Genomic DNA, 26,099 nt, shown 5'->3' on the forward strand with positions numbered 1-26,099 from the left:
GAGAATGGCGGCGGGCCGACGCCCCCGCCAACCCGCAAACCGCCGCAGCCTGTGGACGAAGAGCCCTGGGCGACGCCCTAGAGCTCCTTGGCCACGCCTTCGAGCAGGGGCACGAAGCGGACGTCGATGAGGTCCTCGACCTCGAAGCCGCCCTTGCCGTCGCCGACATAGCGGCGAAGGCTCTGCACCGGCCCCTTGCCCACGGGGGCCACCAGGATCCCGTTCGGCTTGAGCTGCGAGAGCAGAGCCTTGGGCTCTCCCGGCGCCGCCGCCGTGACCATAATGCGGTCGAAAGGCGCCTGCTCGGGCCACCCCTCCCCGCCGTCGCCGAAGCGGGTGATGACGTTCGTCAGGCCCAGCTCCTTGAAGCGCCCTTCCGCTTCGCGCATCAGCGTGCGGTAGCGCTCCACCGTGTAGACCAGCCGCGCGATCTTCGAGAGGATGGCGGTCTGGTAGCCGCTGCCGGTGCCGATCTCGAGCACGCGGTCGCGCCGGTCGATCTTCAGGGCCTGGGTCATCAGCCCGACGATGAACGGCTGGCTGATGGTCTGGCCGCAGGCGATGGGCAGGGCCGAATCCTCGAAGGCGCGGTCCTTGAACAGCTCCTGGGTGAACAGCGGCCGGGGCGTGGTCTCGATGGCGTGCAGCACCTTGGCGTCGGTCACGCCCTGGGATCGCAGCGCCAGCAGCAGCCGCGCCATCTGGGTTTCGGCGTCCTTGTCCCGCTCAGCCATCGTCAGACCTTCGGCGGGGCCCCGCCCAGCAAGCCCTTCAGGTCATTGACCGCGGCCATGTGGGAGAGGTCGATGTGCAGCGGGGTCACCGAGATCCTGCCCTCGTAGAGCGCGCGCAGGTCGGTGCCGTCGGGCGGACTGGAGCGCTCCTGGCGGAAGCCGATCCAGTAGTATTCCTTGCCGCGCAGGTCGGTGCGCTTCTCGGCGTGGCGGACGTGGACGTCACGGAAGCCCTGCTTGGTGACCTCCACCTCGGTGATCTGGTCCACCGGCGCGTTCGGGAAGTTGATGTTGATGACCACGTCGTCCGGCCAGCCCAACTCGACCAGCCGCTTGATGATGCCGGGACCGAAGGCCTCGGCGGGCTCGAAGCTGTTGCCGGGTTCATAGAAGCCCATCTGGCTGAGCGCGATGGAGGGGACGCCCAGCGCCATGCCCTCGATGGCGCCGGCCACCGTGCCCGACATCGTCACGTCCTCGGCGAGATTGGCCCCGCGGTTGACGCCCGACAGCACGAGATCCGGCTTCTTGCCCTTCACCAGTTCGTGGACCCCCAGCATCACGCAATCCGTGGGCGTGCCGGTGGTGGCGAATCGGCGCTCGCCCAGCGTGCGGACGCGGATCGGCTCGGCCAGCGTCAGCGCCCGGCTGGCGCCCGACTGCTCATACTCCGGCGCGCACACCCAGATGTCGTCGGTGAGCTGGGCGGCGATGCGCTCCAGCGCCGCCAGGCCGTCGGCGTGGATCCCGTCGTCGTTGGTGATCAGGATCCTCATTGGGCGTCGCCGCCGATGTGGGTGATCCCGGGCAGGTAGGGCTTCAGCGCATCGGGGACGGCAATGCGGCCGCCCTCGTCCTGGTAGTTCTCGAGGATGGCCACGAGGGTGCGGCCGACGGCGAGGCCCGAGCCGTTCAGCGTGTGGACGAAGCGGGTGCCCTTCTCGCCGGCCTTCTTGGCGCGCGCATTCATGCGCCGGGCTTGGAAGTCGCCGGTGTTCGAGCAGGAGCTGATCTCGCGGTACTTGCCCTGGGACGGCAGCCAGACTTCGAGGTCGTAGGTCTTCCGCGCGCCGAAACCCATGTCGCCGGTGCACAGCAGCATGGTGCGATACGGCAGCTCCAGGCGCTTCAGCACGGCCTCGGCGCACTCGGTCATGCGCTGGTGCTCGGCCTCCGACTGTTCGGGGGCGGTGATGGAGACCAGCTCGCACTTGATGAACTGGTGCTGGCGGATCATGCCGCGGGTGTCGCGTCCCGACGCGCCGGCCTCGGAGCGGAAGCACGGGGTCAGCGCCGTGTAGCGCAGCGGCAGCTCCTCCTCCGCGAGGATCTGATCCATGACGAGGCTCGTCAGCGACACCTCGGCGGTCGGGATCAGCCAGCGGCCGTCGGTGGTCTGGAACAGGTCCTCGGCGAACTTCGGCAGCTTGTCGGTGCCGTAGGCGGCCGCGTCGTTGACCAGCAGCGGCGGGGAGACTTCGACGTAGCCGTGTTCCTGCGTCTGCAGGTCCAGCATGAACTGCCCGAGAGCCCGCTCGAGGCGAGCGAGCTGGCCCTTCAGCACCACGAAGCGGGCGCCGCTCATGCGCGCGGCGGCCTCGAAGTCCATCAGCCCGAGCCCCTCGCCCAGGTCGACGTGGTCCTTCGGTGCGGCGATCGCGCGCGGCTCGCCCCAGCGGCGGACCTCGACGTTGTCGTGCTCGTCGGCGCCCTTGGGGACGTCGGGCGCCGGGATGTTCGGCAGGGCCGAGAGGATCGCCTTCAGCGCCTCGCCGATCTCACGTTCGAGTTCGGCCTGCTCCTCCAGGGTCTTCTTGAGGCCTTCCACCTGCGCCATCAGACGCTGGGCTTCGTCCTCGTTCTTCTGCGCCTTGGCCTGGCCGATCTTCTTGGAGGCCTCGTTGCGCTCGGCCTGGGCGGACTGCAGGGTCGTCTGGGCGGCGCGCAGCCTGGCGTCGAGCTCGAGAATCTCCGCCGCCTTGCCCGACAAACCCTTCTGCGCCCACGCGGCCTCGTAGAGCTCGGGGTTCTCGCGGATGGCTTTCAGGTCGTGCATGGGGCCCGTCTGTCGCTTGAGCGGCTCTCTCTAGAGCGCGTCGGAACAGGCGCCAAGTTGGGCCGCCCCAATCAGGCGGGAATGATGTCCCGGCGCTCGTCATCCCCGCTCTCGTCGTCTCGAGCGCGGCGCAGCTCGATGAGCTTCACGCAGCCGATCGAGATGAAATAAAGGGCGACGATCGGCAGGGCGAGCAGCAGCTGGCTGATGGGGTCAGGCGGCGTCACGATCGCCGCCACGACGACCACCCCGAACACCGCGTAGCGCCAGCCCTTCACCAGCATGGCGGAATTCACGATGCCGGCCATGCCCAGCAGGGTCAGCACCACCGGCAGCTGGAAGCAGAGGCCGAAGGCCAGCAGCAGAGTCGTGACCAGGGTGAGATAGTCCGAGACCTTGGGCAGAAGCTCCACCGCGACCCCAGCCGCGCCGACGATCTGCTGGCTCAGCGAGAACCACAGGACGAAGGGCAGGATGACGAAATAGACCAGGGCGGCGCCCATCAGGAACAGCATGGGCGCCGCGAGCAGGAACGGCAGGAAGGCGCGGCGCTCGCGCTTGTAGAGGCCGGGGGCCACGAAGGCGTAGACCTGCCAGGCCAGCACCGGGAAGGTCAGGACCACCGCGCCGAAGCCGGCCAGCTTCAGCTTGGTGAAGAAGAACTCCAGCGGCGCGGTGAACACCAGCCGCAGGTTCTCGCCCTCGGCCAGCGGCGCGTCCTTCAGCCCGATCAGCACGAACAGCAGGTCGAAGGGGCCGGCTGAATGACCGCCCTTGGACGCCTCGAACATCTCCGCGGCGACCTGGAACGGATGAAGCAGGACGGTGTAGATCTGGGTCGAGAAGCCGAAACAGATCGCGAAGCCCACGACGACCGCCAGGACGCAGATGATCAGCCGCTTGCGCAGCTCCACCAGATGGTCGAGCAGCGGGGCGCGCGAGGCCTCGATCTCGGAGTCGTCGTCCTGGTAGCTCATTCCACGATCTTCTTGGCCGCGAGCTTCTTGGCGCGCGGCCTGGCCGGCGTCTTCGCGGCGGCGGCGCGGGTCTTGGGCGCGGCGCCAGCGGCCTCCTTCGGCTTGGCGGCGCGCGGCTTGCGGGCCGCCTTGACCGGTTCAGGCGCCGGCGCTTCGAGCGGCTCGGGCGGCTCCGAGGTCTGGGCGTGCTGGTAGCTCATCGGCGGGTGCATCTGGACGCCCACGTCCGAGAGGCTGTTCTCGATGTCGCTGACCGTCTCACGATAGGCGCTGTCGCTGATCGACATGTCGGCGAACTGCCCCCGCCGCATCGCCTCCACCTCCTTGCGCAGGTCGTCGAGCTCGGACTGGCGGGCCATCTCGTCGAAGCTGGCGCGGAACTCGTTCGCCATGCCGCGCACCTTGGCCATGAACTGGCCAAAGCGGCGAAGCAGAACCGGCAGGTCCTTCGGCCCGACCACGATCAGCGCCACGATGGCGATGACCAGCAGCTCGGACGCGCCAATCTCGGGAAGCATGCGGGTGGCCTAAACGGATGCGCCGGCCGCGATCAAGCGGGCCGGCGCGGAAAAGATCGAAAGCCGCGTCGGCCTCAGCCGACCGTGGTGTCCTTCTTGCGGGTCTTGGGCAGCGGCTTGGCCTCGGCCTCTTCGGTCTCTTCCGGCTCGCCCTTGAGGCCCTCGCGGAAGGCGCGGATGCCCTTGGCCGTGTCGCCCATGAGGCCGGAGATCTTGCCGCGACCGCCGAACAGCAGCGCGCCGACCACAACGATCAGAAGGATGTGCCAGATGCTAAGGGCGCCCATGCGCAAAACTCCCTGAACGGTTCCGCGGCCCCGACGCCGCCCGTCCGCCAATCTCAGCGGGGTATATAGTCTGTCGACGGCGGCCACGCCAACGGCGACGAAAGCGCCTATTTCCCGTCCTCGTCCTGGCCGATGAAGTCGACGTGGAATTCGGGCGGCTCGCCCAGGTCGAGTTCGTCCTCCCCGCCCGGCGGATCTGCAGGGTTCGGCACGGTGAAGTCGGCCGGAATATCGAGGCTGAGCAGACCCGCGGCCTTCATCTCGGCCACGCCCGGCAGGTCGGCGAGGCTGGGCAGGCCGTAGTGCTCGAGGAAGGCGTCGGTGGTGCCGTAGGTGACGGGGCGGCCGGGCGTGCGTCGGCGGCCACGCATCCGCACCAGGCCCAGCTCGAGGAGAACATCCAACGTGCCCTTGCTCGCCTGCACCCCGCGGACCGCCTCGATCTCGGCCCGGGTGACAGGCTGGTGATAGGCGATGATCGCCAGCGTCTCCTGCGCGGCCTTCGACAGCCGGCGCGGCTCGTCGCGCTCCTCGGTCATCAGCCAGACGAGGTCTTCCGCGGTCTGGAAGCGCCAGCCGCCGGCGATGTTGGCGAGGACGACGCCCCGGCCCTCGTAGATCGCGGCCAGGTCCTCCAGCGCTCCGGCGACATCGGCGCCTTCGGGCAGGCGGCTCGCCAGGTCGTCGACGGAGAGCGGCCGGGCCGCGGCGAACAGCAGAGCTTCGACCTCGCGGGCGGTCTCGCGGCGCTCAGACATCCAAGCCCCTCCTCTTCAGGGGAGGGGCAGACCGCGAAGCGGTCGGGGTGGGGGAACCTCGGGCCGCCATGGGCGTCACATCAGACCCCCACCCTGCGCGCCAACGGCGCGCTGTCCCTCCCCGAAAGAGGAGGGACGAGCTCTCAGGTAGATGTCGGCGAACGCTTCCAGCTGCCTGGCCTCCAGCGCCCCTTCCTTCACCAGCTCCAGGCTCGCCGAAAGCGTCGAGGCCACATAGCTGGCGCGGCTGGGCATGTTCTCCAGCACGGGGCCGAATGGCGCGACGCCGGTCAGGGGCGTCCAGCGGTCGAGGTCGGGCAGCAGGCGGCGCAGGCGCTCGCGGGCGTCTTCCAGCGGATAGGCCTTGGGCGCCATCGGCGTGTAGTGTCGCTGGGTCTCCTTGCGGCGCTGGTCGATGTAGGCGCTCATCAGCGCGTAGAGGTCGCCCTCGATCTTGCCGGACGGGATCACCTTGATGGCGTCGGGGTCGCCGCGGACGAAGACCTCCTGGCGCAGTTGCGGCCGGGCCTTCAGCGCCTCGGCGGCGTTGCGCATGGCCTCCAGCTTGGCCAGCCGGAAGGCGAGCCGGGCCGCCATCTCCTCGGCCGGCGGCTCCTCGGCCTTGGGCCGCTCAGGCCTGGGCAGCAGCAGGCGCGACTTCAGGTAGGCCAGCCACGCGGCCATCACGAGGTAGTCGGCGGCGAGCGAGAAGCGGCGGCGGCGCGCCTCCTGCACGAACGCCAGGTACTGTTCGGCGAGCTTCGTCACCGAGAGCTTCAGCAGGTCCACCTTCTGGCTGCGGGCCAGGGCGAGCAGGACGTGCAGCGGGCCTTCGTAGCCCTCGACGTCGACGATCAGGGCCTCGCCGTCCTCGACGGCCTCATTGACGGCCTTGAAGTCCAGGCTGGGCTGGAAGCCCTGGCTCATCGGAAGGCCTCCTCGAAGCGGGCGACGGCCTCGGCATGATCCAGGGGTTCCGGCGTTCCGGGAATGCGCGACAAGGCCGCCCTCGCCCGCTCGGCCGCCCGGCCGCCCAGTTCGCCGGCGCCGCCGATGACCGCTCGCATCTCGGCCAGATCGCCGTTGCAATGCAGGACCACGTCGCAACCTGCGGCCAGCGACAGCGCCGCGCGCGCCTCCAGCGGGCCGGACAGCGCCTTCATCGAGAGGTCGTCGCACATCACGAGGCCGTCGAAGCCGATCGCGCCGCGGATCACCTTCTCGAACACCACCTCGGAGGTGGTCGCCGACTGAGCGGCGTCCACGGCCGTGTAGATGACGTGGGCCGTCATCGCCATCGGCATGTCGGAGAGCGCGCGGAAGGGCGCGAAGTCGCGAGCGTTGAGTTCGGCGAACGAGGCCTCCACCACTGGCAGCTCAAGGTGGCTGTCGGCCCTGGCGCGGCCGTGGCCGGGGATGTGCTTGACGACCGGCAGCACGCCGCCGGCGATCAGGCCTTCGCAGGCCGCGCGGCCCAGCAGCGCCACGTCCTCGGGCGTGTCGCCATAGGCGCGGTCGCCGATGATCTCGTGGCCTTGTGGATCGGGCACGTCGAGCACCGGCACGCAGTCGACGTTGATGCCGAGCTGCGCAAGATCGTGGGCGATCAGGCGAGCCCCCAGCCGGGTCATCTCGCGCCGCCGGCCGGCGGGAAGCTGGCCGTAGGCGCGGCCGGTGGGATAGGTCCGCCAGTGCGGCGGCCCCAGCCGCTGGATGCGTCCGCCCTCCTGGTCGATCAGGATCGGCGCGTTTTCGCGCCCCACCGTCTCGCGCAGGGCCGCCGTGAGCCGCCGCACCTGGTCGGGCGTGTCGATGTTGCGGCCGAACAGGATGAAGCCCCAGGGCCGCACGTCGCGGAAGAACGCCCGCTCCTCGGCGGTCAGCTCGAGACCCGAGCAGCCCAGGATGGCGGCGGAGGCGCTCACCGGACGAAGCAGCTCTTTCCGGCGGCCTTCAGGCGGTTGCAGAAGGCGGTCGCCTCCTCGCGGCTGGCGAAGCCGGTGACGGCGGTGCGGTAGAGCGTGGCGCCGTTGCGGTCGATCTGCTCCACGCTCTTGCCCTTGCCCGAGACGCCGGTCGCGGCGATCGCCTCGCGCCAGGTCTTGTCGGCGAGCTCCGGCGAGGAGACGGCGCCGATCTGGACCACCGCGCCGCCCGTCTTGGCGGCCGGCGCAGGAGCCGGCGGAGGCTTCGGCTCGGGAGCCTTGGCCACGGCCGGCGGCGGCGGAGCCGCGGGCTTGGCCGCCGGCGCGGGCGGCTGGGTGGGAGCCTGGGCCGGCGCCTGGGCTGGAGGTTGAGCCGGAAGGCTGGGCCGCATCGCCGGCGGCGGCGCGGCCTGCTCGGTGACGATCACAGGCTGGGTCGGCGCGGGGCGCGGCTGCGGCTCCTCCGGCGGCGGCGTGAAGGTCGGCGGGACGGCCTCGGCCGGGCCGGCGCCGTCCGAGCGGTAGATCTGCAGGCCGGCGGCGGGATCGGTGGGCTGAGCCTCCGCGGGGGCGGCGCTCTTCATGCCGTCGACCGGCACGCCCACGGTCTGGGGCGCATCGCCCGCCTGGCGCACGCCCGAGCGGTAGAAGACGAAGATCGCCGCCACCAGGCCGGCCAGCACCAGGACGCTGATGATCAGGGTGATCGGCACCGGCCGCGCGCCGCGCACCGGCTGGCGGGCGTCGAACGAAAGCGGCGCGTCGGTGGGAGGCGTATAGGCGCCGCGCTCGTGGTCGGACATCGCGTGAGGCTCCGAGAACTCGTGGCGCGACCCGAAACCGAATCGCGCGGAATCACCGGCAGTCTAGCGAAGCCCGCGGCCCGCAAGCGCCGTTTCCGGCGGATTTCTGTGGGCGGCTGGAGGCGGGAATGGGGCGGCGCTAGCCCCAGACCTCGAGGTGGAAGAGCTTGCGGTGCTCCTCGATGGCGAAGCGGTCGGTCATGCCAGCGATGTAGTCGCAGACCACGCGGGCGCGGCCGGCCTCGTCGCGCCCCTGCGTCTTGGCCTGCCATTCGGTCGGCAGGACGTCGGGCTCGGCCATGAACAGCTGGAACATCTCGGCGAGGATGCGGCGGGCCTGGCTTCGGGTGCGGTTGACGCGCCAGTGGCGGTACATGCGGTCCATCAGGAACCGGCGCAGCTCGGCCAGGTCCTCGACCATGTCGCGCGAGAAGGCGACGGTGGCCTGGCCGTAGTTGCGGACGTCCTCTGCGGACTTGAGGCCGCCCTCCTCCACCCGCCGGCGGGTCTCGGCCATCACGTCGTCGACCATCGCCCCGATCATGCGGCGCACGGCTTCCAGGCGGATGATCGACTGATCGCAGTCGGGATAGTCGGCGAGCGCGGACTGGACGTGCGGCCCGATCAGCGGCACGTCCAGGAGCTCCTTCAGGAAGAACAGGCCGGCCGAGACGCCATCGTCCACGTCGTGGTTGTTGTAGGCGATGTCGTCGGCGAGCGCGGCGACCTGGGCCTCCGCCGACGCCCAGCCGGAGAGCCTCAGGTCGTATTCGGCGTCGAACTCGGCGATCGCCCGCCAGGAGGGCTTTTCGAGCTTATCGGTGACGGGGCCGTTGTGCTTGATGACGCCTTCCAGCGTCTCCCACGTCAGGTTCAGGCCGTCGAAGGCCGGATAGCGCCGCTCCAGCTTGGTCACGACCCGGAAGGTCTGGACGTTATGGTCGAAGCCGCCGAACTGGCGCATCTGCACCTGCAGCTCGTCCTCGCCCGCGTGGCCGAACGGCGGGTGGCCAAGATCGTGGGCGAGCGCGATGGTCTCGGCGAGGTCGGCGTCCAGCCCGAGCGCGGTGGCGATCGAGCGCGCGATCTGCGCCACCTCAAGGCTGTGGGTCAGCCGCGTGCGGAAATGGTCGCCCTCGTGGGCGACGAAGACCTGGGTCTTCTCCTTCAGCCGGCGGAAGGCGGTGGAATGGATGATCCGATCGCGGTCGCGGGCGAACGGCGTACGGGTGCGGCTCTCGGCCTCGGCGACCTTGCGGCCGCGCGACCTGGCGGCGTCTTCGGCGAAAGGAGCCCTCGGGGGATTTGTGGCAGCCATCAAACCGATCTTAAACGTCGGGCCTCTTGGTCGAGACCGCTCGGAACCTCATATAGTCCAGGCGCCTATTTCATTTAACAGCCGATGACCACGCACGGATGACGACCACGGACGTGACCCTCTCCGCCGCCGCCGCCGAGCGGATCCGCGCCATCGGCCAGGCCGAGGGCCGGCCGGTGATGCTGCGGGTGGCTGTGGAAGGCGGCGGCTGCTCGGGCTTCCAGTACCAGTTCGACCTCGTCGACCAGGTGCAGGACGACGACCTCAAGGTGGAGCGTGACGGCGCCGCCGCCCTGGTGGACGTGGTGTCGATGGCCCTGCTGAAGGGCTCGGAGATCGACTTCGTCGACGAACTGGCCGGGGCGGAGTTCCGGATCCGCAACCCCAACGCCAAGTCCAGCTGCGGCTGCGGCGTCAGCTTCTCGATCTGACCTGACGGCACGGCCAGCGCCACCCGCTTTTCGGCGCGACTTGTAATTAGGATTTTTCCTAATTAGGCTTTTACCTATGAGCCAGGTGTTCAAGGCGTTGGGTCATCCGGCCCGACGACGCATCGTCGAGATGCTGCGGGCGGGCCCCATGACGTCCGGCGACATCGCCGCGGCCTTCGACGACATGACCTGGCCGACCGTCACCGGCCACCTGAACGCCCTGAAGGACGCGGGCCTGGTCAGCACCGAGCGCGAAGGCGCCTCGGTCCGCTACCGCCTGCGGATATCGGCGGTCGAGGAAGCCGTCGGCTTCCTGCTGGAGCTGATGGGCAAGGCCGAGCCTGCAACCGACCCGAAGGAGGCGAAGAATGGCAACCCGGCTTGAGCGACTGGTGGTCCCGGCGGTGGCGGCGGCCCAGGCCGGCGTGGCGCTGGCGATCCTGAACTGGGGGCCTACCGGCCCGATCCCGATGCACTTCGCCTGGGACGGCTCCGTCGATCGATACGGCGGACGCAGCGAGTCGGCGGCCATCGTAGGCGCGATGGCGCTGCTGACGCTCGCGGGGCCGTTCGCCATCCGCGTTCTCTCGCGCCGACGGCTGGACCAGCCGGACGAGTTCCGGGAAGCGACCTTGATGCTGGTGGGCGTGACGAGCCTGATCTGCGCCCTTGCCGCATCCCTGGCGTTCGGCCTGATCGGCGAAGGCTCCGGCCCGCTCGGGGCCATGTCGGCTGTGAGCGCGATCCTCACCGTGGTGGGGGCCTACCTCGGCAAGGTGAGCCCCAACGCGCTGATCGGCGTCCGCACGCCATGGAGCTTCGCGAGCCGCCTAGCCTGGGACAAGTCCAACCGCCTGGCCGGTCGGCTGTTCTTCTGGCTGGGTCTCGCCGGCTTCCTCGCCGCGCCATTCCTGCCGCAGCCGGCGGGCCTGCAGGGGTTCGCCTTCCTGATCGTCGCCGCGGCGGGGCTCGCGGTGTTCGAGAGCTGGAGGGTGTGGCGCGCCGATCCCGACCGGACGGGCGCGCTCTAGCCGCCCGGCCCCAGCACCGCGCCCAGCTTGTCGAGGAGCCATCCCGTGCCGTGCTCGCGGCTGCCGGCGTCGTCGTAGCCGTCGAGGAAGGCGCCCTGCTCCGTCATGACGAGGCGCGTGCCGGCCCCGTCGGCGTGGAACTCGATGGTGGCCAGGGAGACGGAGATCTTGGCCTCCTCCGAATACATCTCGTAGCCGTAGATGATCCGCTCGTCCGGGAGCACCTCGAAGTAGCGAGCCTGGAAGTCGGAGACCCTGCCGCCGGGATGCTTGCCCCACAGCCGCTCGGCGCCGCCCGACCGGAAGTCCATCGACCGTTCGTAGCACTCGAAGCCCTCTGGACCATCGAACCACTGAGCCTTGGCCTCGCGCGTCGCCCAGGCGGCGAACACGCGCGGCGGCGGGGCCGGATAGCGGCGCTCGATGCAGAAGGTGGCATGGACCACATTGCGGTCGGTCATTTCGGCTCCTCGGGCATGTCGGGATGCGCGGCGAGATAGCCGCCGAGACGGTCCAGCCGCTGCTCCCAGGCGGCGCGGCGTTCGTGGATCCACTGTTCGGCCCGGCTGAGCCCGCCGGGTTCGATGCGGCAGGTCCGCACGCGGCCGACCTTCTCCGAGGCCACAACGCCGGCGGCCTCCAGGACCGCCAGGTGCTGGACCACGGCCGGCAGGCTCATGTCGAACGGCCGCGCGAGATCGCTGACCGAGGCCGGGCCGCGGCTCAGCCGCTCGAGGATGGCACGCCGGGTGGGGTCGGCCAGGGCCTGGAACAGCGTATCGAGATCGGGGGTCACGCGGCCTTCCGACCCGGGAACATGTGCCAGACGGGCTGGGCCTCCTGCAGGGTGCGCGCGAAGGACGGCCGGGCCTCGAGCCGGTCGAGATAGGCGCCGAGCGTCGGGTGGCTTGCGCGGAACGGCAGCACCTTGTCGCCGTAGTAGAGCGCGGGCGCAGCGGCGCAGTCGGCGAGCGTGAAGGTCTCGCCCGCGGCCCAGGCGCGGCCGGCCAGTTCGCCTTCCAGCCAGTCGTAGCTTCTCGCCAGCAGAGCGTCGGCCTGGGCCACCCCGACCGGGTCGTCGCCGCCGCGGAAGTTCTCGGCGACGACGCGCGACATGGGCTCCATGACGTAGCTGTCAAACACCCGGTCCAGCAGCCGCACGCGCAGCGCCGCCTCGGGATCGGCGGGGATCAGGCCGACGGAGGGCGCATGGAAGGTCTGCAGATACTCGATGATGACGCTGGTCTCGGCGACGACGCGGTCGCGGTCGGTGTCCTCCAGCACGGGGATCTTGCCCAGAGGCCAGCGCGCATAGTGGGCGGCGCGCGAGGCTTCCTCGTAGAAGGCCACAAGGCGAGCTTCGAACGGCAGGCCCATCTCCCGGACGGCGATCTTCACCTTCCAGCAGAAGGACGACAGCGGGTGCTCGTGCAGGATCAGGGACATGGCGCGCCTTCACTTAAGTCGTCACTTAAGTATCAGCGGTCCTCGGCCTGCGCAAGCCATTGAGCCGAAGCGCCCACGCCACTAGCTTCCGCTCCAGCCTAGCCGGAGCCCTTCATGCGCATCGCCACCTGGAACGTGAACTCGGTCAACGCGCGCCTCGAGACGGTGCTGCGCTGGTTCGAGGAGGCGAAGCCGGATGTCGCCTGCCTGCAGGAGATCAAGTGCGTGGACGAGAAGTTCCCGGCCGAAGCCTTTGAACGGCTTGGGTATAATGTCGCCGTGCATGGGCAGAAGTCTTACAATGGCGTGGCCATCCTCTCGAAGGCGCCGCTGGAAGACGTGACCCGCGGCCTGCCCCATCTCTCGGATACGGGCGACGAGACCGACGAGCAGGCGCGCTACCTGGAGGCCGTGGTGTCGGGTCCGCAGCCGGTGCGCGTGGCTTCGATCTACCTCCCGAACGGCAATCCCCTGGGCTCGGAGAAGTTCGCCTACAAGCTCGCCTGGATGGCGCGGCTGCATCGCCACGCCGAACGCCTGCTGGCCCTGGAGGAGCCGTTCGCGCTGGTGGGCGACTACAACGTCATCCCCGAGCCGCGCGACGCCGAATTCCCGAAGAACTGGGTGGACGACGCCCTCTTCCAGCCCGAGAGCCGCTCGGCCTTCCGGGCGCTGAAGAACCTGGGCCTCACGGAGGCCTACATGCAGGCCGACGGCGCGCCGGGCGCCTACACCTTCTGGGACTACCAGGCCGGCGCCTGGCAGCGGAACAACGGCATCCGCATCGACCACGCCCTGCTCTCGCCCCAGGCCGCGGACCTGCTGCGTGGCGTGTCCATCCACCGCGACGTGCGCAGCTGGGACAAGCCGTCGGATCACGTGCCGCTGGTGGTCGAACTGGACGTCTAAGCTCCGCCATAGGACGACTCAGCGAAAGAGGCTTAGCCTTGGCCCATGGACGAGGTCGGGCGGCTCATCGCGCTGATGGCGATCGCGGGCGGCGCCTTCACGGTGCTGGGGGCGGCGTTCGTCTGGCATCTCGACGAGAGCCGGCGCATCCGGCGCAGCCTGAAGAAGATCCTGCGCGCCGAGCCGCACGCCCTGCTGATCGCGCCGGGCCGCGGGAAAGGCATCGGCTTCGACTTCGGCGCGAACAACGTGGCCGTCACCTGGGACACGGGCGCATGGTGCCTGGAGTACCGCGTCGAGGAGCTGATGGGCGCCGAGCTCATCGTCGACGGCAAGGTGGCCGCCCGCACCCATCGCGGCGAACAGCGCCGGGCGCTCGACCACTTCTCGGCGGCCGAGGATCAGGTGCGCCTTCGCTTCGTCTTCGACGACCCGGCCTATCCCGACTTCGTCCTCGAGCTGTGGACCCGGGCGGATCAAGCCCGGAAGAAGGCGGTCACCGCCGCCGAGGCCGTGCAGGAAGGCGCCCGCTGGATCGCACGGATGGAGTCCGTGCTGCGCCGACCGGCGCCGCGCCGAGGATCGACGCTCGTGGTCGAGCCCCCGAAGCCATCGCCCGCTCCGGCGACGCCTGCCGCACCAGCCTCGGCCATGCCGCTGCCGTTCGAAGATGCGGATGACGATGATGGCGACACCGAACATGCCGCATAAGTTGACAGCGTAAATTTAAAACTCCACCTTCGCGGCTGAACCGGGAGCTTCCATGACGAACCTGATCGCCGCCGCCGCCGTCTTCGTCCTGATCCACCTCCTGATCTCGGGCACCCGGGTGCGCGATGCGCTGGTCCCTGAGGCTCGGCGCCGGGCCTTACATGGGGCTGTTTTCCCTGGCCTCCGCGGCCGTCCTCGTGTGGCTGGGCTTCGCGTTCGGAGACGCCCGGGTCTCGCCGGTCAACGAGGCGCTGTGGGGCGTCAGCGCGGCGACCCGGCACATCCAGCTGTTGCTGCAGCTCGCAGCCGTGCTGTTCATCGTCATCGGCCTGACGACGCCCAACCCGACCAGCGTCCGGCAAGAGGGCGCGCTGGACCGGCCCGACGTGGTGCGGGGCATGCTGCGCGTGACGCGTCATCCCTTTCTGTGGGGCGTGGCGATCTGGGCGCTGGGCCACCTGCTGGTCAACGGAGATGCGGCGAGCCTGGTGCTGTTCGGCTCCATGCTGGCGCTGGCGCTGTTCGGCACGGCCAGCATCGACGCCAAGCGCAAGCGCGTGCTGGGCGCCAAGTGGGACGGGTTCGCGATGCAGACCTCGAACGTGCCGTTTCTGGCGATCGCCCAAGGCCGGCAGCGGCTGGCGCTCGGCGAGATCGGGTGGTGGCGGATCGTGGCGGGGGTGGCGGCCTGGGCGGCGCTGCTCTGGGGCCACCCCTACTTCACGGGCGTCGCCGCCCTGCCCTAGCCCAGCGCGAAGTCCACGGCGGCTTCGCAGTGGACGAGCGTGGTGTCGACCGCGGGCACGTCCAGATCGTCCTGGCCGAGCAGCAGGCCTATCTCGGTGCAGCCGAAGATGACGCCGTCGGCGCCGGCGGCGCGGCCCTTGGCGACCATCGCCAGCGCCTCGGCCTTGGACGCGGGGTTCACGACGCCCTGGCATAGCTCGTCGTAGATGATGGCGTGCAGGCGGCCACGATCGGCCTCCTCCGGCGTCATCGGGTCGAGACCCGCGGCGACCAGCCGGTCCTTGTAGAAGGTCTGCTCCATGGTGAAGCGGGTCGCCAGCAGAAGCGGCCGCTTGACGCCCTTCGCCTTCAGCGCCGCAGCGGTGGCGTCGCCGATGTGGAGGAAGGGCACGCCCACCGCGCCCGCGATCATCGGCGCGTTCAGGTGCATCGTGTTGGTGCAGAGCACGATGGCTTCGGCCCCCGCCTGCTCCAGCCGTCGCGCGCCGTCGGCCAGGAGGCGGCCGGTCTCGTCCCACTGGCCCTGCGCCTGCAACGCGGCGATCGGCGCGAAGTCCACAGACCACAGCAAGAGCTCGGCCGAGTGCAGCCCGCCCAGCCGTTCCCGGACCAGGCGGTTCAGTTCGCGGTAGTAGATCGCCGTGCTCTCGGCGCTCATCCCGCCGAGCAGACCGAGCGTCCTCACGGTCAGATGTCCGCGTAGACGTGCGTCTCGGCGGCCGCGCCAGGATGGGTCACGGCGCCCAGGTGAGCCGGGCCGACGCTCTGGGCGAACTTCCAGACGGCGCCGCTCTGGTAGTTGGTCCGGCGGGGCTCCTCCTGGGCCAGCAGGTGGGCGCGGTGCTCGAGCTCGATCGGATCGACCTCCAGGTCGATCGTGCCCGCGTCGGCGTCGATCGAGATGATGTCGCCGTCCTTCACCAGCGCGATCGGGCCGCCCACGGCGGCTTCCGGGCCGACGTGGCCGATGCACAGGCCGCGCGTTGCGCCCGAGAACCGGCCATCGGTGATCAGGGCGATGTTCTCCACCCCCTGCCCGTAAAGCGCCGCCGTCGTCGACAGCATCTCGCGCATGCCGGGGCCGCCCTTCGGGCCCTCGTAGCGGATGACCAGCACGTCGCCTTCCTTGTAGTCCCGAGCCGTGACGGCGGCGAAGCAGGCCTCCTCGCCGCCGAACACGCGCGCGGGACCGCGGTGCTTCGTGTGCTTCAGGCCGGCGACCTTGGTGATGCAGCCGTCCGGGGCCAGCGACCCCCAGAGGCCCACGACGCCGCCGGTGGGCGACAACGGATTGGAGACCGGGCGGATCACCTCCTGGTCGTCGCGCCACTGAACGGAGGCGACGTTCTCCGCCAGGGTCTTGCCGGTCACGGTCATGACGTCGCCGTGCAGATAGCCGCCCTCCAGCAGCGTCTTCAGCAACATCGGCGTGCCGCCCGCCTCGCCCATGTCCTTGGCCACGAACCGTCCGCCGGGCTTCAGGTCGGCGATGTAGGGCGTGCGCGCGCAGATCTCGGCGAAGTCGCGCAGGGTGAACTCGATGCCGCACTCGTGCGCCATGGCCGGCAGGTGGAGGCCGCCGTTGGTGGAGCCGCCGCTGGCGGCGATGACCACCGCGGCGTTCTCGAAGGCCTTGCGCGTGCAGATGTCGCGCGGGCGGATGTTCTGCTCGATCAGCCGGACCACCGCCTCGCCCGAGGCGCGGGCGTACTGGTCGCGGTCGAGGTAGGCCGCCGGCAGGGCCGACGACAGCGGCAGGGCGAGGCCGATGGCCTCGGAGACCATGGCCATGGTGTTGGCGGTGAACTGGCCGCCGCAGGCGCCGTCGCCGGGACAGGCGTGCTGCTCGACCTGGCAGAGGCGCTCTTCGGTGATCTGACCGGCCGAGAACTGACCCACGGCTTCGAACACGTCCTGGACGGTCAGGTCCTTGCCGTCGAGGCGGCCGGGCAGGATCGAGCCGCCGTAGAGGAAGACGGACGGCACGTTCAGGCGCAGCATGGCCATCATCATGCCGGGCAGGCTCTTGTCGCAGCCGGCGACGCCGACCAGCGCGTCATAGCTGTGGCCGCGCATGGTGAGCTCGACCGAGTCGGCGATCACCTCGCGGCTGGCGAGCGAGGCGCGCATGCCTTCGTGGCCCATGGCGATGCCGTCGGTGACGGTGATGGTGCAGAACTCGCGCGGCGTCGCGCCGGCGGCCTTCACGCCCTCGGCGGCGGCGTTCGCCTGGCGCATCAGGGCGGTGTTGCAGGGGGCGGCCTCGTTCCAGCACGAGGCGACGCCCACGAGCGGCTGGGCGATCTCGCGCGTGCCGAGACCCATCGCGTAATAGTACGAGCGGTGCGGCGCCCGCGCGGGCCCCTCGGTCACATGGCGGCTGGGGAGATTGGACTTGTCCCAGGATCCGTCCGGCTTGCGATGCATTCGTTGCGCCTCCGACTTGGCGGGGCCGTCTTAGAGGCGCCATCCGCGGCGGGAAAGAGGCCGCTTTGGAAATTCATGCCCCGCCGAGCGTCAGCGCCGCGATCCGCCGCAGGCGTTGATCCCAGGCGGTCTGCATCTCGCCGGTCCAGTCGTCGGCGAGGATCTCGCGGCAGGTCTCCATGACGATCGGGAAGAAGCTCTGGAAGGCGACCGGGTCGACCCCGAACCCATCGTGGTTCAGCCGCTCGGCCCGGATGAAGTTCTCGGCGTAGGCCCCGTCGAGATCGAGCAGGCACTGGAAGGCGACGGCCAGCATCTCGCCGCGGATGCTGCCCGACGCATCCCGCCAGAACAGGGGCTCCATGTCCGGGAAGGCCGCGAACAGCCGTGCGTAGATGCGAGACCCCGGATCGCCGACCTTCTCGGCGACCGCCTCGAGCGACTGGGCGACGAGATCGGACAAGCGGCGGCTCAGAGCGCCTTCTCGATGGCGTCGGTGATCTCGGAGTCGAGCGGGTCGGTGCGCGGGCCGAACGCCCGGATCGCCGATCCGTCCTTGCCCACGAGGATCTTGTGGAAGTTCCACACCGGCACGGCGGGCTCCCCAAGCTCGGCTTCGGCCCAGCGGTAGAACGGGTGAGCGCCCTCGCCCTTCACCTCGACCTTGGCGGTGAGCGGGAAGTCGACGCCGAAGCGCGTCTCGCAGAAATCCTTGATCTCCGCCTCGGTCCCCGGCTCCTGGCCGGCGAACTGGTTGCAGGGCACGCCCAGCACCACAAGCCCCTTGTCCTTGTAGGCGGAATAGAGCTGTTCCAAGCCGTCGTACTGGGGGGTGAGCCCGCACTGGGAGGCGGTGTTCACCACCAGGACCACCTTGTCCCTGAAGCCCACGAGCGGCAGCGGCTCGCCGCCGATGGTGCTGAAGGAATAGTCGTGCGCGCTGGACATGGCGGCCTCCTCCGGAAGGGCGAGGCCTCGAAGCTAGCGCCGTTACGCCGCGTCTTCCAACGCCTGTTCCACCGCGATGGCGAGATCGAGCGCGCGGATGGCCTCGTCGGCGGTGACCACCGGCCGAGGGGCCTCCCCCGCGGACCGCCTGCAGGAAGGCCTCCACGCTGGCGCCGAGCGGGTCGGCGGCGGCCGGGGTGTCGGCGAAGTCCGGGTTCAGGGCAAAGGGCGTGGTGTTGCGGAAGGTCCGGGCCATGAAGTCGATCTCGACCTCGCCGGAAGGATAGACCACCCGCATCGTCCGCCTGCGGCCCTCAGCCATGCGGGAGACGTCGAACAGCGCGGTGAAGCCCGAGTCGAAGCTGATCTCGGCGCGGGCCTGGTCCCACACCCCGCTGGCGCCGAGCCGCCCCTCGCCTTCCGCCGTGACGGGCTCGGCCGTGGTGATCGCCAGCGCCAGGTCGAGGTCATGGACCATGAGGTCCAGCACCGCAGAGACGTCCCGGCTGCGCTCCGACGGCGGACCGTGACGCAGCGCCTCCAGGAGCACCGGCTGTTCGGGAACATCCAGCAGGCCCATGGCGCGGAAGACGACGCGCTCCTGGTGTCCGCAGGCCACGACGAGGCCGGCCTTCGCCGCAGCGGCGCGCACCTTCTCGGCATCGGCCACGGAGATGGCGATCGGCTTTTCGACATACACCGGCTTGCCGGCCGCCAGCGCCGCCAGCGCCTGTCCCGCGTGATGGGTGGCTGGCGAAGCGATGGTCACCACGTCGACGGCGTCCAGGAAGGCGTCCAGCTCATGGAAGGCCCGCCCGCCCAAGGGGACCGCGATCCCGGCCGCGCGCTCCGGGTGCGGATCCAGAACAGCGGACAGCGTCACGCCGGGCAGGCGCGCGTACTGGCGGGCGTGGTAGCCGCCGAACACGCCGGCGCCGATCACGCCGCCTCTCAGTGACTCGGTCATGGAGCTCCCTTCGCTGGGCGCGGCGGGCCTAGCATGGTCCGGGCGCTCGACGCCACCCGGCCGGCCAGCTAAACAAGCGTTTGAACCAGAACTGGAGGAACGATCCATGACCGCCGCCCGCGAGATCCGCCTGAAGAGCCGCCCGAAGGGCATGCCGGTCGCCGACAACTTCGAGCTGGTCAGCGTCGACCTGCCGGCGCCGGGCCCGGGCCAGGCGCAGGTGCGGAACCTCTGGATGACGGTCGATCCCTACATGCGCGGCCGCATGAACGACGTGAAGAGCTATGTCCCGCCGTTCGCGCTTGGCGAGGCGCTGCAGGGCGGCGCTGTCGGCGAGGTGATCGCCTCCAACGACCCGAGCCTCAAGGAAGGCGACCTGGTTCAGTCGATGTTCGGCTGGCGCGAAGCCTTCAACGCGCCGGCCGGCGCGCTGCAGAAGCTGGATCCGCAAGGCCTGCCGATCCAGGCGTTCCTAGGCGTCGCCGGCATGCCGGGTCTGACCGCATATGCGGGCCTCTTGCGCGTGGCCTCGCTGAAGGACGGCGACGTGGTGTTCGTCTCAGGCGCGGCCGGAGCCGTCGGCTCGCTGGTCTGCCAGATCGCCAAGGCCCGCGGGAACACCGTCATCGGATCGGCCGGCGGGCCCGAAAAGGTCGCGTTCCTGAAGTCGATCGGGGTGGATCACGCCATCGACTACAAGGCCGAGCCGGACCTGACGGCGGCCCTCGCCCGGGTCGCGCCGGGCGGCATCGACGTCTATTTCGACAACGTCGGCGGCGACCACCTGGAGGCGGCCCTGAACGCGGCGCGGCCGTTCGCCCGCTTCGCCGAGTGCGGCATGATCTCGATGTACAACGCCAAGGAGCTGCCGCCCGGCCCCTCGAACCTGGCGCTGATCGTCGGCAAGCAGATCCGCATCCAGGGCTTCATCGTCTCCACCCACGCCGACATGCAGGCCGACTTCCAGCGCGACCTCGCCGAATGGGTGAAGGCGGGCAAGGTGACGTGGAAGGAGACGGTGTTCGAGGGCATCGAACGCGCTCCCGACGCCTTCCTCGGCCTGTTCACCGGCGAGAACCTCGGGAAGATGCTTGTGAAGCTCGCATAGCCCTGCCGGACGGCGTAGAACGGCGGCTCCAGCCTATCCTCGGAGTTCGCCGTGCCGCGCCTGTTCAGCGCCTATGTCATCGTCGATTGGAGTGCGGCGGCGAAGCCGACCACCGGCGCGGATTCCATCTGGATCGGCGTGCTCAAGCGCGACGTCCGGTTCCGGCTGGCGTTCGAGAGCTACAACCCGGCGACGCGCGCCGAAGCCGAGACGCGGCTGACGGCGATCCTCGACGACCTGCGGAAACGGGGCGAACGCGCCCTGCTGGGCTTCGACTTCCCGCTGGGCTTCCCGCGGGGCTTCGCCTCGGCGCTGAGCCTGCCGGGCGAAGAGCCCTGGCGGGCGACGTGGGATCAGCTGAACAAGATGGTCAAGGACAAGGCCGACAACACCAACAACCGGTTCGGGGTCGGCTCCGAGATCAACCGCCGGATCACCGGCGGCCCCTTCCCGTTCTGGGGCTGCCCGCCGAAGGACGCGCTCACGACGCTCCAGCCCAAGCGGACGCGGGCGCATGGGCCGGACGACCTGCCCGAGTTCCGGCACGCCGATCTGGCGGCCAAGGGCGCGGCCTCGATCTGGAAGCTCTACTACAACGGCTCGGTGGGCGGTCAGGCGATCCTGGGGATCCCCTTCGTGCGGCGGCTGAAGCTGGCCCGCGGCGAAGGCTTCAAGGCCTGGCCTTTCGAGACCGGCTTCAAGCCGCTGACTGAGGCCGAACTGGACGGCGTCGAGGTCGTGGCGGCCGAAGTCTATCCGTCCCTGCTGAAGGTGCAGCCGGCGGCCGGCGAGGTGAAGGACCTGGCGCAGGTCCGCGCGACGGCCGAGCATTTCGCGAGGCTCGACGAGCAGAACAAGCTGGGCGGCCTTTTCGGCCCGCCGAAGGACACGGCGGCTGACGTCGTGCTCGACGCCGAGCGCGAGGAAGGCTGGATCCTGGGCGCCGGAGCCTAGAGGCCCCTCCGGCTCAGCATCCAGAAGCGGCCGAGCAGCAGGGCGCCGGAGACAAAGCTCGCCACCACGACGGCCCAGACGATGCCGTCGATGCCCATCTTCAGCGGGATGGCCAGCCACCAGGCCAGCGGCATCATGATCAGGATATAGCTGGCGAGGTGGGTGTAGGTCGGCAGCCAGACGTCGCCGCGGGCCCTGAGCGCCTGGGCGGCGACCACCTGCAGGGCGTCGGGGAAGAAGAACAGGCACGACAGCACGAGCGCCGGCGCGGCCATGGCGATCGTGGCTGCGTCCTTGGTGTAGCCGTGGCTGATCAGGTCGGCGGTCGGCCAGACGATCAGCGAGACCATGACGCCGAAGACGGCGGTGACGGCGAACGACACCAACCCTGCCCGCGTCACCCCGGCGGGATCGCGAGCGCCGTAGGCCTTGCCCACGAGCACCGCGGCGCCGGTGGCGAGGCCCAGCGGCACCATGAAGACGATGGCCGCGACGTTCAGCACGATGGCCCAGGCGGCGACCGCCAGGCCGCCGATCCAGCCGGCGATGACGTTCATGCTGGCGAAGGCCGAGACCTCGAGGAAGTTGGACGCCCCGGCGCCATAGCCGATGCGGCGCTGCTCGGCTTCCGCCGCGCGGTCGCGCTCGGGCTTGTCGAAGACGCCCAGCGCCCGCGCCTCCGGGAGCGTGGCGATGAAGGCCAGCATGGCCAGCGCCAGGAAGGTCCGCGCGCCGAACGTGCCCCAGGCGGCGCCCACCGCGCCCATCGCGGGCAGACCGAACGTGCCCGGCACGAACAGCAGCACGAGGCCGAGGTTGACCACGTTGGCGGCCCACATGGCGACGGCGGCGGGCCCCGGCCGCTGCAGGCCTTCCAGCCAGAAGCTGGCGGCGACGCTGATGGCGTAGGGCGTCAGCGACAGCGTGAAGACCAGCAGGGCCCGCGTGGCGCCGTCGGCGAGGTCCTTCTCGAGCCCGATGACATGCAGGAAGGACGGCCCGACGGCCGCCAGGAAGAGGGTCGAGGCGACGCCCAGCCAGGCGCTGTAGACAAGGCCGCGCCGCAGCACCGCGCCGGTCCGCTCGCGCCGCCCTTCGCCGATGGCGCGGGCGGTCATCACCTGGATGCCGATAAGCAGGCCGACGAGCGCCGTCAGGATGACGCTGGTCGGGGCCCACCCCAGGGCGTGGTAGCCGAGCTCGGTCGCCGAGAACCGGCCGACGACGACGGCGTCGGTGAGGCCCATCGTCATGATGCCCAGGCGCGCCAGCACCACCGGTCCCGACAGCTTCAGGAGCTGCGAGAGATCGGCGCGGACGAGCGAAGGGTTCTGGGCCGCGACGCGGTCCATGACGAGAGTTCCGGGATGTCAAAGAGGCGCGGAGACTGCGCCGCCCTCACCCGCAGGGCAAGGGCGACGCCGCCGTCGTCATCCGTCTGGGCCCAAGCGTGGCCTTGCGGCCACGCCCGCCCTAGCTCATCGCGTCGAGGTCGACCTCAAGCTCGCGGGCCCACACCCGGCCCTTGGCGCACGCGGCGACGAAGGTCGTCGCGTCCGCCGCCTTGGCCAGCGCGACGAAGCCCGCGTCCATGTCCTCGGCCGCGACGCCGGCCTTCTCGAAGAACGGCAGGGCCTCGGCGGTGTGGCCGATGACCTTGCAGTGGGCGAAGGCGTCCGAGACGAAGTCCTTGGCCGGCTTGTCCACGGCCAGGAGCGCCGCGCCGTCGGCCGAGGCGAGCACGGCCACCGCGTCATAGAGCACCGACGGCCCGCCATCGATCTTCTGCTTGGCGGGCTGGAGCGTCCCGTCGCTGAGCCGGGCGCCTCCCACCTTCGGCGCGATGATCTCATAGGTCGCGCCGGCGCCTTCGACGGCCGCGATCAGCTCCGCCAGCAGGTCGCCGTCCGCGCCGTCGGTGATCAGGATGCCGACCTTCCGCCCTTCGAAGCTGGGCGGCAGGTTCTTGAGGATGCTCAGCGGGTCCGAAGGCGGCAGATCGGCGATGGGCGGCTTCGCCGGTTTCGCCGCGGCGGGCGTCTTCGCCAGCCCCAGCCCCGCGGCGACGGTCGCGGCGAGTTCCGCATCGATGTTGGGCAGGTGCGAGACCATGCGCATGCGGATGTCCTCGCGCTCACACTTGCTGAGCTCGAAGACCAGGGCGTCGGCGATGTGCTTCTGCTCGATCGGGGTCTGGCTGGCGTAGAACTGCCGCGCCTGGCTGTAGTGGTCGGCGAAGCTCTCGGGCCGGATCTGGCGCTTGTCGCCCGCCTCGTGGCTCGGGAAATGCCGGTAGCCGCGCGTGGGCGATTCCCGCGGCCCGCCCCAGCTGTTCGGCTCGTAGTTCACCCGGCCCCTCGGGTTGGTCGTGGCCATGTGGCCGTCCTGCTGGAAGTTCATCACCGGACAGCGCGGCGCATTCACCGGGATGTGGGTGAAGTTGGGCCCGCCGAGGCGCTTCAACTGGGTGTCGAGGTAGGAGAAGTTGCGGCCCTGCAGCAGCGGGTCGTTGGTGAAGCCGATGCCCGGCACGACGTTCTGGGTGCAGAAGGCGACCTGCTCCGTCTCGGCGAAGAAGTTGTCGACGGTCTGATCCAGGACGAGGCGACCGACCACCCGGATCGGGACCTGTTCCTCGGGGATGATCTTGGTGGAATCCAGGATGTCGAACTCGAAGCTGTCGGCGAAGGCCTCGTCGAACAGCTGGACGCCCAGCTCCCACTCGGGCGGCGCGCCCATCTCGATGGCGTCCCACAGGTCGCGGCGGTGGAAGTCCGGGTCGGCGCCATTGATCTTCACCGCCTCGTTCCAGACGACGGACTGGAGGCCCAGCTTCGGCTTCCAGTGGAACTTCACGAACGTCGACCGGCCCTCGGCGTCGACGAACCGGAAGGTGTGGACCCCGAAGCCCTCCATGAACCGGAACGACCGGGGGATGGTCCGGTCGGACATGATCCACATGACCATGTGCATCGACTCCGGGCTCAGCGAGATGAAGTCCCAGAAGTTGTCGTGCGCCGTCTGGGCCTGCGGGAAGCCGCGGTCGGGCTCCTGCTTGGCGGCGTGCACCACGTCCGGGAACTTGATCGGATCCTGGATGAAGAAGACCGGGATGTTGTTGCCGACCAGGTCCCAGTTGCCTTCCTTGGTGTAGAACTTCACCGCGAAGCCGCGGACGTCGCGGGCCAGGTCGAACGAGCCCTTGTTGCCGGCCACGGTGGAAAAGCGGACGAAGACCTCGGTCTTCTCGCCCGCCTTCTGGAACAGGTCTGCGCGCGTGACGTCGGCCAGGGAGTCCGTCGTCTCGAAGTAGCCCCGCACGCCGAAACCGCGCGCATGGACGACGCGCTCGGGAATGCGCTCGTGGTCGAAGTGGAAGATCTTCTCGCGGAAGTGGAAGTCCTCGAGCAGCGCGGGCCCGCGGTCGCCGACGCGCAGAGTGTTCTGGTCGTCGGCGACAGGCACGCCCTGTTGCGTCGTAAGGACGGGCGTATCGCCCTCGGCGATCTGATGCGTTTCCCCGCCCGCGCCCGGATTACGATCGCGGTAGACCTCGTCGGTCATGGTGGATTCTCCCTGGTGATCAGGGAGAGCGACCGGCAAACCGAATGGTTCGAGCTCTACAACGGCAGGGCGCGAATAAAGCCCGCTAGATGTTGACCGCCGCCCGCTTGGAGAGGTCGATGCGGTCTTCCTTGAGCTTCTCGGCCACCAGGAAGGCAAGCTCCAGCGCCTGCTCGCCGTTCAGGCGCGGATCGCAGTGCGTGTGGTAGCGGTCGGCCAGATCGCCCTCGGTGAGCGCGCGGGCGCCGCCCAGGCACTCGGTGACGTTCTGGCCGGTCATTTCCAGGTGCACCCCGCCCGGGTGGACGCCCTCGGCCTTGCAGGTGTCGACGAAGGACTTCACCTCGGACAGGATCCGGTCGAAGGGCCGGGTCTTGTAGCCGCTGGCGGCGGTGAGCGTGTTGCCGTGCATCGGGTCGATGGCCCAGACGACGTTGCGGCCGCCGGACCTGGTCGCCTTCAGCAGGCGCGGCAGGCGATCCTCGATCTTGTCGTAGCCGAAGCGGCCGTAGAGCGTCAGCCGGCCGGCCTCGTTCTTCGGGTTCAGCACATCGATCAGCCGCAGCAGCTCGTCCGGCTCGAGCGTCGGCCCGACCTTCAGGCCGATCGGGTTCTTGATGCCGCGGAAGAATTCCACGTGCGCGTGGTCGAGCTGGCGCGTGCGCTCGCCGATCCACAGCAGGTGGGCCGAGGTGTCGTACCACTCGCCCGAGGTGCTATCGACCCGGGTCATCGCCTCCTCGTAGCCGAGCAGCAGGCCCTCGTGGCTGGTGAAGAACTCGACCCGGTGCATCTCGGGATGGGTCTCGGGCGTGACGCCGATCGCCGCCATGAAGGTCAGCGATTCCGAGATCTTCTCCGAGAGCTCGCGGTAGCGCGCCCCCTGCGGGCTGTCGTTCACGAAGCCCAGGGTCCAGCGGTGGATGTTGTAGAGGTCGGCGTAGCCGCCGCCTGCGAACGCGCGCAGCAGGTTCAGCGTCGCCGACGACTGGCCATAGGCCTGGATCAGCCGCTGCGGGTCCGGGATGCGGGCCTCGGGCGTGAACTCCATGCCGTTGATGTTGTCGCCGCGGTACGACGGCAGTTCGACACCCCCGACGGTTTCGACCGGCGACGAGCGCGGCTTTCCGAACTGGCCGGCCATGCGGCCCACCTTCACCACCGGCTTGCCGCCGGCGAAGGTCAGGACCACGGCCATCTGCAGGATCAGCCGGAACAGGTCGCGGATGTTGTCGGCGTGGAATTCCTTGAAGCTCTCCGCGCAGTCCCCGCCCTGCAGCAGGAAGGCGCGGCCCTCGGCCACCTCGCCCAGCAGGCTTTTCAGGCGGCGCGCCTCGCCCGCAAACACCAGCGGCGGCATCTTGCGCAGGGTCTGTTCGACACGCGAAAGCTCGGCCGCGTCCGGATAGTCGGTCGGCACGTGCTTGGCGGGTTTCCCTCTCCAGGATGCGGGCGTCCAGTGTTCGGTCATGGCTCCTAC

At 69.7% G+C, this 26,099-nt stretch carries 29 protein-coding genes and 1 pseudogene; 8 read left to right on the forward strand and 22 right to left on the reverse strand.

Features of this window, described 5'->3' with window-relative positions:
* Positions 1-77 precede the first annotated feature (77 nt).
* From LRS10_RS19115 to LRS10_RS19165, 11 genes are all read right to left on the reverse strand, one after another.
* Positions 78-734 (reverse strand): protein-L-isoaspartate(D-aspartate) O-methyltransferase, encoded by a 657-nt coding sequence (locus tag LRS10_RS19115; protein WP_257838618.1) that lies wholly within the window; start codon positions 732-734, stop codon positions 78-80.
* Positions 735-736: 2 nt separating this feature from the next.
* Complete coding sequence (gene surE, locus LRS10_RS19120; RefSeq protein WP_257838619.1) at positions 737-1,510, reverse strand: 5'/3'-nucleotidase SurE; 774 nt, start codon at positions 1,508-1,510, stop codon at positions 737-739.
* A complete protein-coding gene (gene serS, locus LRS10_RS19125; protein ID WP_257838620.1) occupies positions 1,507-2,790 on the reverse strand; it encodes a serine--tRNA ligase in 1,284 nt (427 codons plus the stop codon). Before serS ends, surE begins: the two co-directional genes overlap by 4 nt.
* A 71-nt stretch (positions 2,791-2,861) precedes the next feature.
* The gene (tatC, locus tag LRS10_RS19130) at positions 2,862-3,767 is read right to left on the reverse strand and encodes a twin-arginine translocase subunit TatC (protein ID WP_257838621.1); all 906 of its coding nucleotides are present in this window, start codon (positions 3,765-3,767) and stop codon (positions 2,862-2,864) included.
* A complete protein-coding gene (gene tatB, locus LRS10_RS19135) occupies positions 3,764-4,285 on the reverse strand; it encodes a Sec-independent protein translocase protein TatB (RefSeq protein WP_257838622.1) in 522 nt (173 codons plus the stop codon). Before tatB ends, tatC begins: the two co-directional genes overlap by 4 nt.
* A gap of 74 nt (positions 4,286-4,359) precedes the next feature.
* Positions 4,360-4,572 carry a twin-arginine translocase TatA/TatE family subunit gene (locus LRS10_RS19140; RefSeq protein WP_257838623.1) on the reverse strand — a complete coding sequence of 71 codons (213 nt, stop codon included), beginning with the start codon at positions 4,570-4,572 and terminating at the stop codon, positions 4,360-4,362.
* A gap of 107 nt (positions 4,573-4,679) precedes the next feature.
* Complete coding sequence (gene scpB, locus LRS10_RS19145; RefSeq protein WP_257838624.1) at positions 4,680-5,330, reverse strand: SMC-Scp complex subunit ScpB; 651 nt, start codon at positions 5,328-5,330, stop codon at positions 4,680-4,682.
* Positions 5,331-5,405: 75 nt separating this feature from the next.
* Positions 5,406-6,257: a ScpA family protein gene (locus LRS10_RS19150; protein ID WP_257838625.1), complete on the reverse strand. Its 852-nt coding sequence runs from the start codon at positions 6,255-6,257 to the stop codon at positions 5,406-5,408.
* A complete protein-coding gene (nagZ, locus tag LRS10_RS19155; RefSeq protein ID WP_257838626.1) occupies positions 6,254-7,255 on the reverse strand; it encodes a beta-N-acetylhexosaminidase in 1,002 nt (333 codons plus the stop codon). Before nagZ ends, LRS10_RS19150 begins: the two co-directional genes overlap by 4 nt.
* Positions 7,252-8,058, reverse strand: a complete 807-nt coding sequence (locus LRS10_RS19160; RefSeq protein ID WP_257838627.1) for an SPOR domain-containing protein — start codon at positions 8,056-8,058, stop codon at positions 7,252-7,254. The genes nagZ and LRS10_RS19160 overlap by 4 nt, the downstream gene beginning before the upstream one ends.
* 139 nt (positions 8,059-8,197) lie before the next feature.
* A complete protein-coding gene (locus LRS10_RS19165; protein ID WP_257838628.1) occupies positions 8,198-9,376 on the reverse strand; it encodes a deoxyguanosinetriphosphate triphosphohydrolase in 1,179 nt (392 codons plus the stop codon).
* A 98-nt stretch (positions 9,377-9,474) separates the two neighbouring features.
* On the opposite strand from LRS10_RS19165, the gene erpA reads away from it, so the two are divergent.
* The 3 genes from erpA to LRS10_RS19180 all read left to right on the forward strand — a co-directional run bounded on the left by erpA (position 9,475) and on the right by LRS10_RS19180 (position 10,838).
* Entirely contained in the window at positions 9,475-9,807 is a 333-nt protein-coding gene (gene erpA / locus LRS10_RS19170; RefSeq protein ID WP_257838629.1) for an iron-sulfur cluster insertion protein ErpA, read from the forward strand.
* A gap of 76 nt (positions 9,808-9,883) precedes the next feature.
* Positions 9,884-10,192, forward strand: coding sequence for a helix-turn-helix transcriptional regulator (locus LRS10_RS19175; RefSeq protein WP_257838630.1), 309 nt, complete (start codon positions 9,884-9,886; stop codon positions 10,190-10,192).
* Positions 10,176-10,838, forward strand: coding sequence for an SdpI family protein (locus LRS10_RS19180; RefSeq protein ID WP_257838631.1), 663 nt, complete (start codon positions 10,176-10,178; stop codon positions 10,836-10,838). Before LRS10_RS19175 ends, LRS10_RS19180 begins: the two co-directional genes overlap by 17 nt.
* Here LRS10_RS19180 and LRS10_RS19185 read toward each other — a convergent pair.
* Genes LRS10_RS19185 through LRS10_RS19195 form a run of 3 tightly spaced genes read right to left on the reverse strand, consistent with a single transcriptional unit; the run spans position 10,835 to position 12,284 of the window.
* Positions 10,835-11,299 (reverse strand): SRPBCC family protein, encoded by a 465-nt coding sequence (locus tag LRS10_RS19185; protein WP_257838632.1) that lies wholly within the window; start codon positions 11,297-11,299, stop codon positions 10,835-10,837. The genes LRS10_RS19180 and LRS10_RS19185 overlap by 4 nt on opposite strands.
* Complete coding sequence (locus tag LRS10_RS19190; RefSeq protein ID WP_257838633.1) at positions 11,296-11,634, reverse strand: helix-turn-helix transcriptional regulator; 339 nt, start codon at positions 11,632-11,634, stop codon at positions 11,296-11,298. Before LRS10_RS19190 ends, LRS10_RS19185 begins: the two co-directional genes overlap by 4 nt.
* The gene (locus tag LRS10_RS19195; protein WP_257838634.1) at positions 11,631-12,284 is read right to left on the reverse strand and encodes a glutathione S-transferase family protein; all 654 of its coding nucleotides are present in this window, start codon (positions 12,282-12,284) and stop codon (positions 11,631-11,633) included. Before LRS10_RS19195 ends, LRS10_RS19190 begins: the two co-directional genes overlap by 4 nt.
* A gap of 114 nt (positions 12,285-12,398) precedes the next feature.
* Here LRS10_RS19195 and xth point away from each other — a divergent pair, with 114 nt between their 5' ends.
* The 3 genes from xth (at position 12,399) to LRS10_RS19210 (ending at position 14,650) form a co-directional block, all read left to right on the forward strand.
* Complete coding sequence (gene xth / locus LRS10_RS19200) at positions 12,399-13,193, forward strand: exodeoxyribonuclease III (RefSeq protein ID WP_257838635.1); 795 nt, start codon at positions 12,399-12,401, stop codon at positions 13,191-13,193.
* 45 nt (positions 13,194-13,238) lie between these two features.
* Positions 13,239-13,904, forward strand: coding sequence for a hypothetical protein (locus LRS10_RS19205; protein ID WP_257838636.1), 666 nt, complete (start codon positions 13,239-13,241; stop codon positions 13,902-13,904).
* A 161-nt stretch (positions 13,905-14,065) separates the two neighbouring features.
* On the forward strand, positions 14,066-14,650 hold the full coding sequence (locus LRS10_RS19210; RefSeq protein ID WP_257838637.1) for an NnrU family protein: 585 nt from the start codon (positions 14,066-14,068) through the stop codon (positions 14,648-14,650).
* Here LRS10_RS19210 and LRS10_RS19215 read toward each other — a convergent pair.
* From LRS10_RS19215 to LRS10_RS19235, 5 genes and pseudogenes are all read right to left on the reverse strand, one after another.
* A complete protein-coding gene (locus LRS10_RS19215) occupies positions 14,647-15,336 on the reverse strand; it encodes an aspartate/glutamate racemase family protein (RefSeq protein WP_257838638.1) in 690 nt (229 codons plus the stop codon). The two genes, LRS10_RS19210 and LRS10_RS19215, sit on opposite strands and share 4 nt — an antisense overlap.
* A gap of 2 nt (positions 15,337-15,338) precedes the next feature.
* Entirely contained in the window at positions 15,339-17,078 is a 1,740-nt protein-coding gene (gene ilvD, locus LRS10_RS19220) for a dihydroxy-acid dehydratase (RefSeq protein WP_257838639.1), read from the reverse strand.
* 73 nt (positions 17,079-17,151) lie between these two features.
* The gene (locus LRS10_RS19225) at positions 17,152-17,541 is read right to left on the reverse strand and encodes a globin (protein ID WP_257838640.1); all 390 of its coding nucleotides are present in this window, start codon (positions 17,539-17,541) and stop codon (positions 17,152-17,154) included.
* 8 nt (positions 17,542-17,549) lie between these two features.
* Positions 17,550-18,026, reverse strand: coding sequence for a glutathione peroxidase (locus LRS10_RS19230; protein ID WP_257838641.1), 477 nt, complete (start codon positions 18,024-18,026; stop codon positions 17,550-17,552).
* 42 nt (positions 18,027-18,068) lie between these two features.
* Positions 18,069-18,993: pseudogene (locus tag LRS10_RS19235) on the reverse strand (Gfo/Idh/MocA family protein).
* A gap of 106 nt (positions 18,994-19,099) precedes the next feature.
* Between LRS10_RS19235 and LRS10_RS19240 the strand changes: the two are divergent.
* Together LRS10_RS19240 and LRS10_RS19245 are read left to right on the forward strand one after the other, a co-directional pair.
* Positions 19,100-20,101, forward strand: coding sequence for an NADP-dependent oxidoreductase (locus LRS10_RS19240; protein ID WP_257838642.1), 1,002 nt, complete (start codon positions 19,100-19,102; stop codon positions 20,099-20,101).
* A 51-nt stretch (positions 20,102-20,152) separates the two neighbouring features.
* Entirely contained in the window at positions 20,153-21,055 is a 903-nt protein-coding gene (locus LRS10_RS19245; RefSeq protein WP_257838643.1) for a cobalamin biosynthesis protein CbiG, read from the forward strand.
* On the opposite strand, the gene LRS10_RS19250 is transcribed toward LRS10_RS19245, so the two are convergent.
* From LRS10_RS19250 to LRS10_RS19260, 3 genes are all read right to left on the reverse strand, one after another.
* On the reverse strand, positions 21,052-22,407 hold the full coding sequence (locus LRS10_RS19250; protein WP_257838645.1) for an MATE family efflux transporter: 1,356 nt from the start codon (positions 22,405-22,407) through the stop codon (positions 21,052-21,054). The genes LRS10_RS19245 and LRS10_RS19250 overlap by 4 nt on opposite strands.
* A 121-nt stretch (positions 22,408-22,528) precedes the next feature.
* Positions 22,529-24,619 (reverse strand): catalase, encoded by a 2,091-nt coding sequence (locus LRS10_RS19255; RefSeq protein WP_257838646.1) that lies wholly within the window; start codon positions 24,617-24,619, stop codon positions 22,529-22,531.
* A gap of 85 nt (positions 24,620-24,704) precedes the next feature.
* On the reverse strand, positions 24,705-26,090 hold the full coding sequence (locus LRS10_RS19260) for a class II 3-deoxy-7-phosphoheptulonate synthase (protein WP_257838647.1): 1,386 nt from the start codon (positions 26,088-26,090) through the stop codon (positions 24,705-24,707).
* Positions 26,091-26,099 lie beyond the last annotated feature (9 nt).

The sequence above is a fragment of the Phenylobacterium sp. J426 genome (assembly GCF_024699945.1).
In the GTDB taxonomy this organism is placed as follows: Bacteria; Pseudomonadota; Alphaproteobacteria; order Caulobacterales; family Caulobacteraceae; genus Phenylobacterium.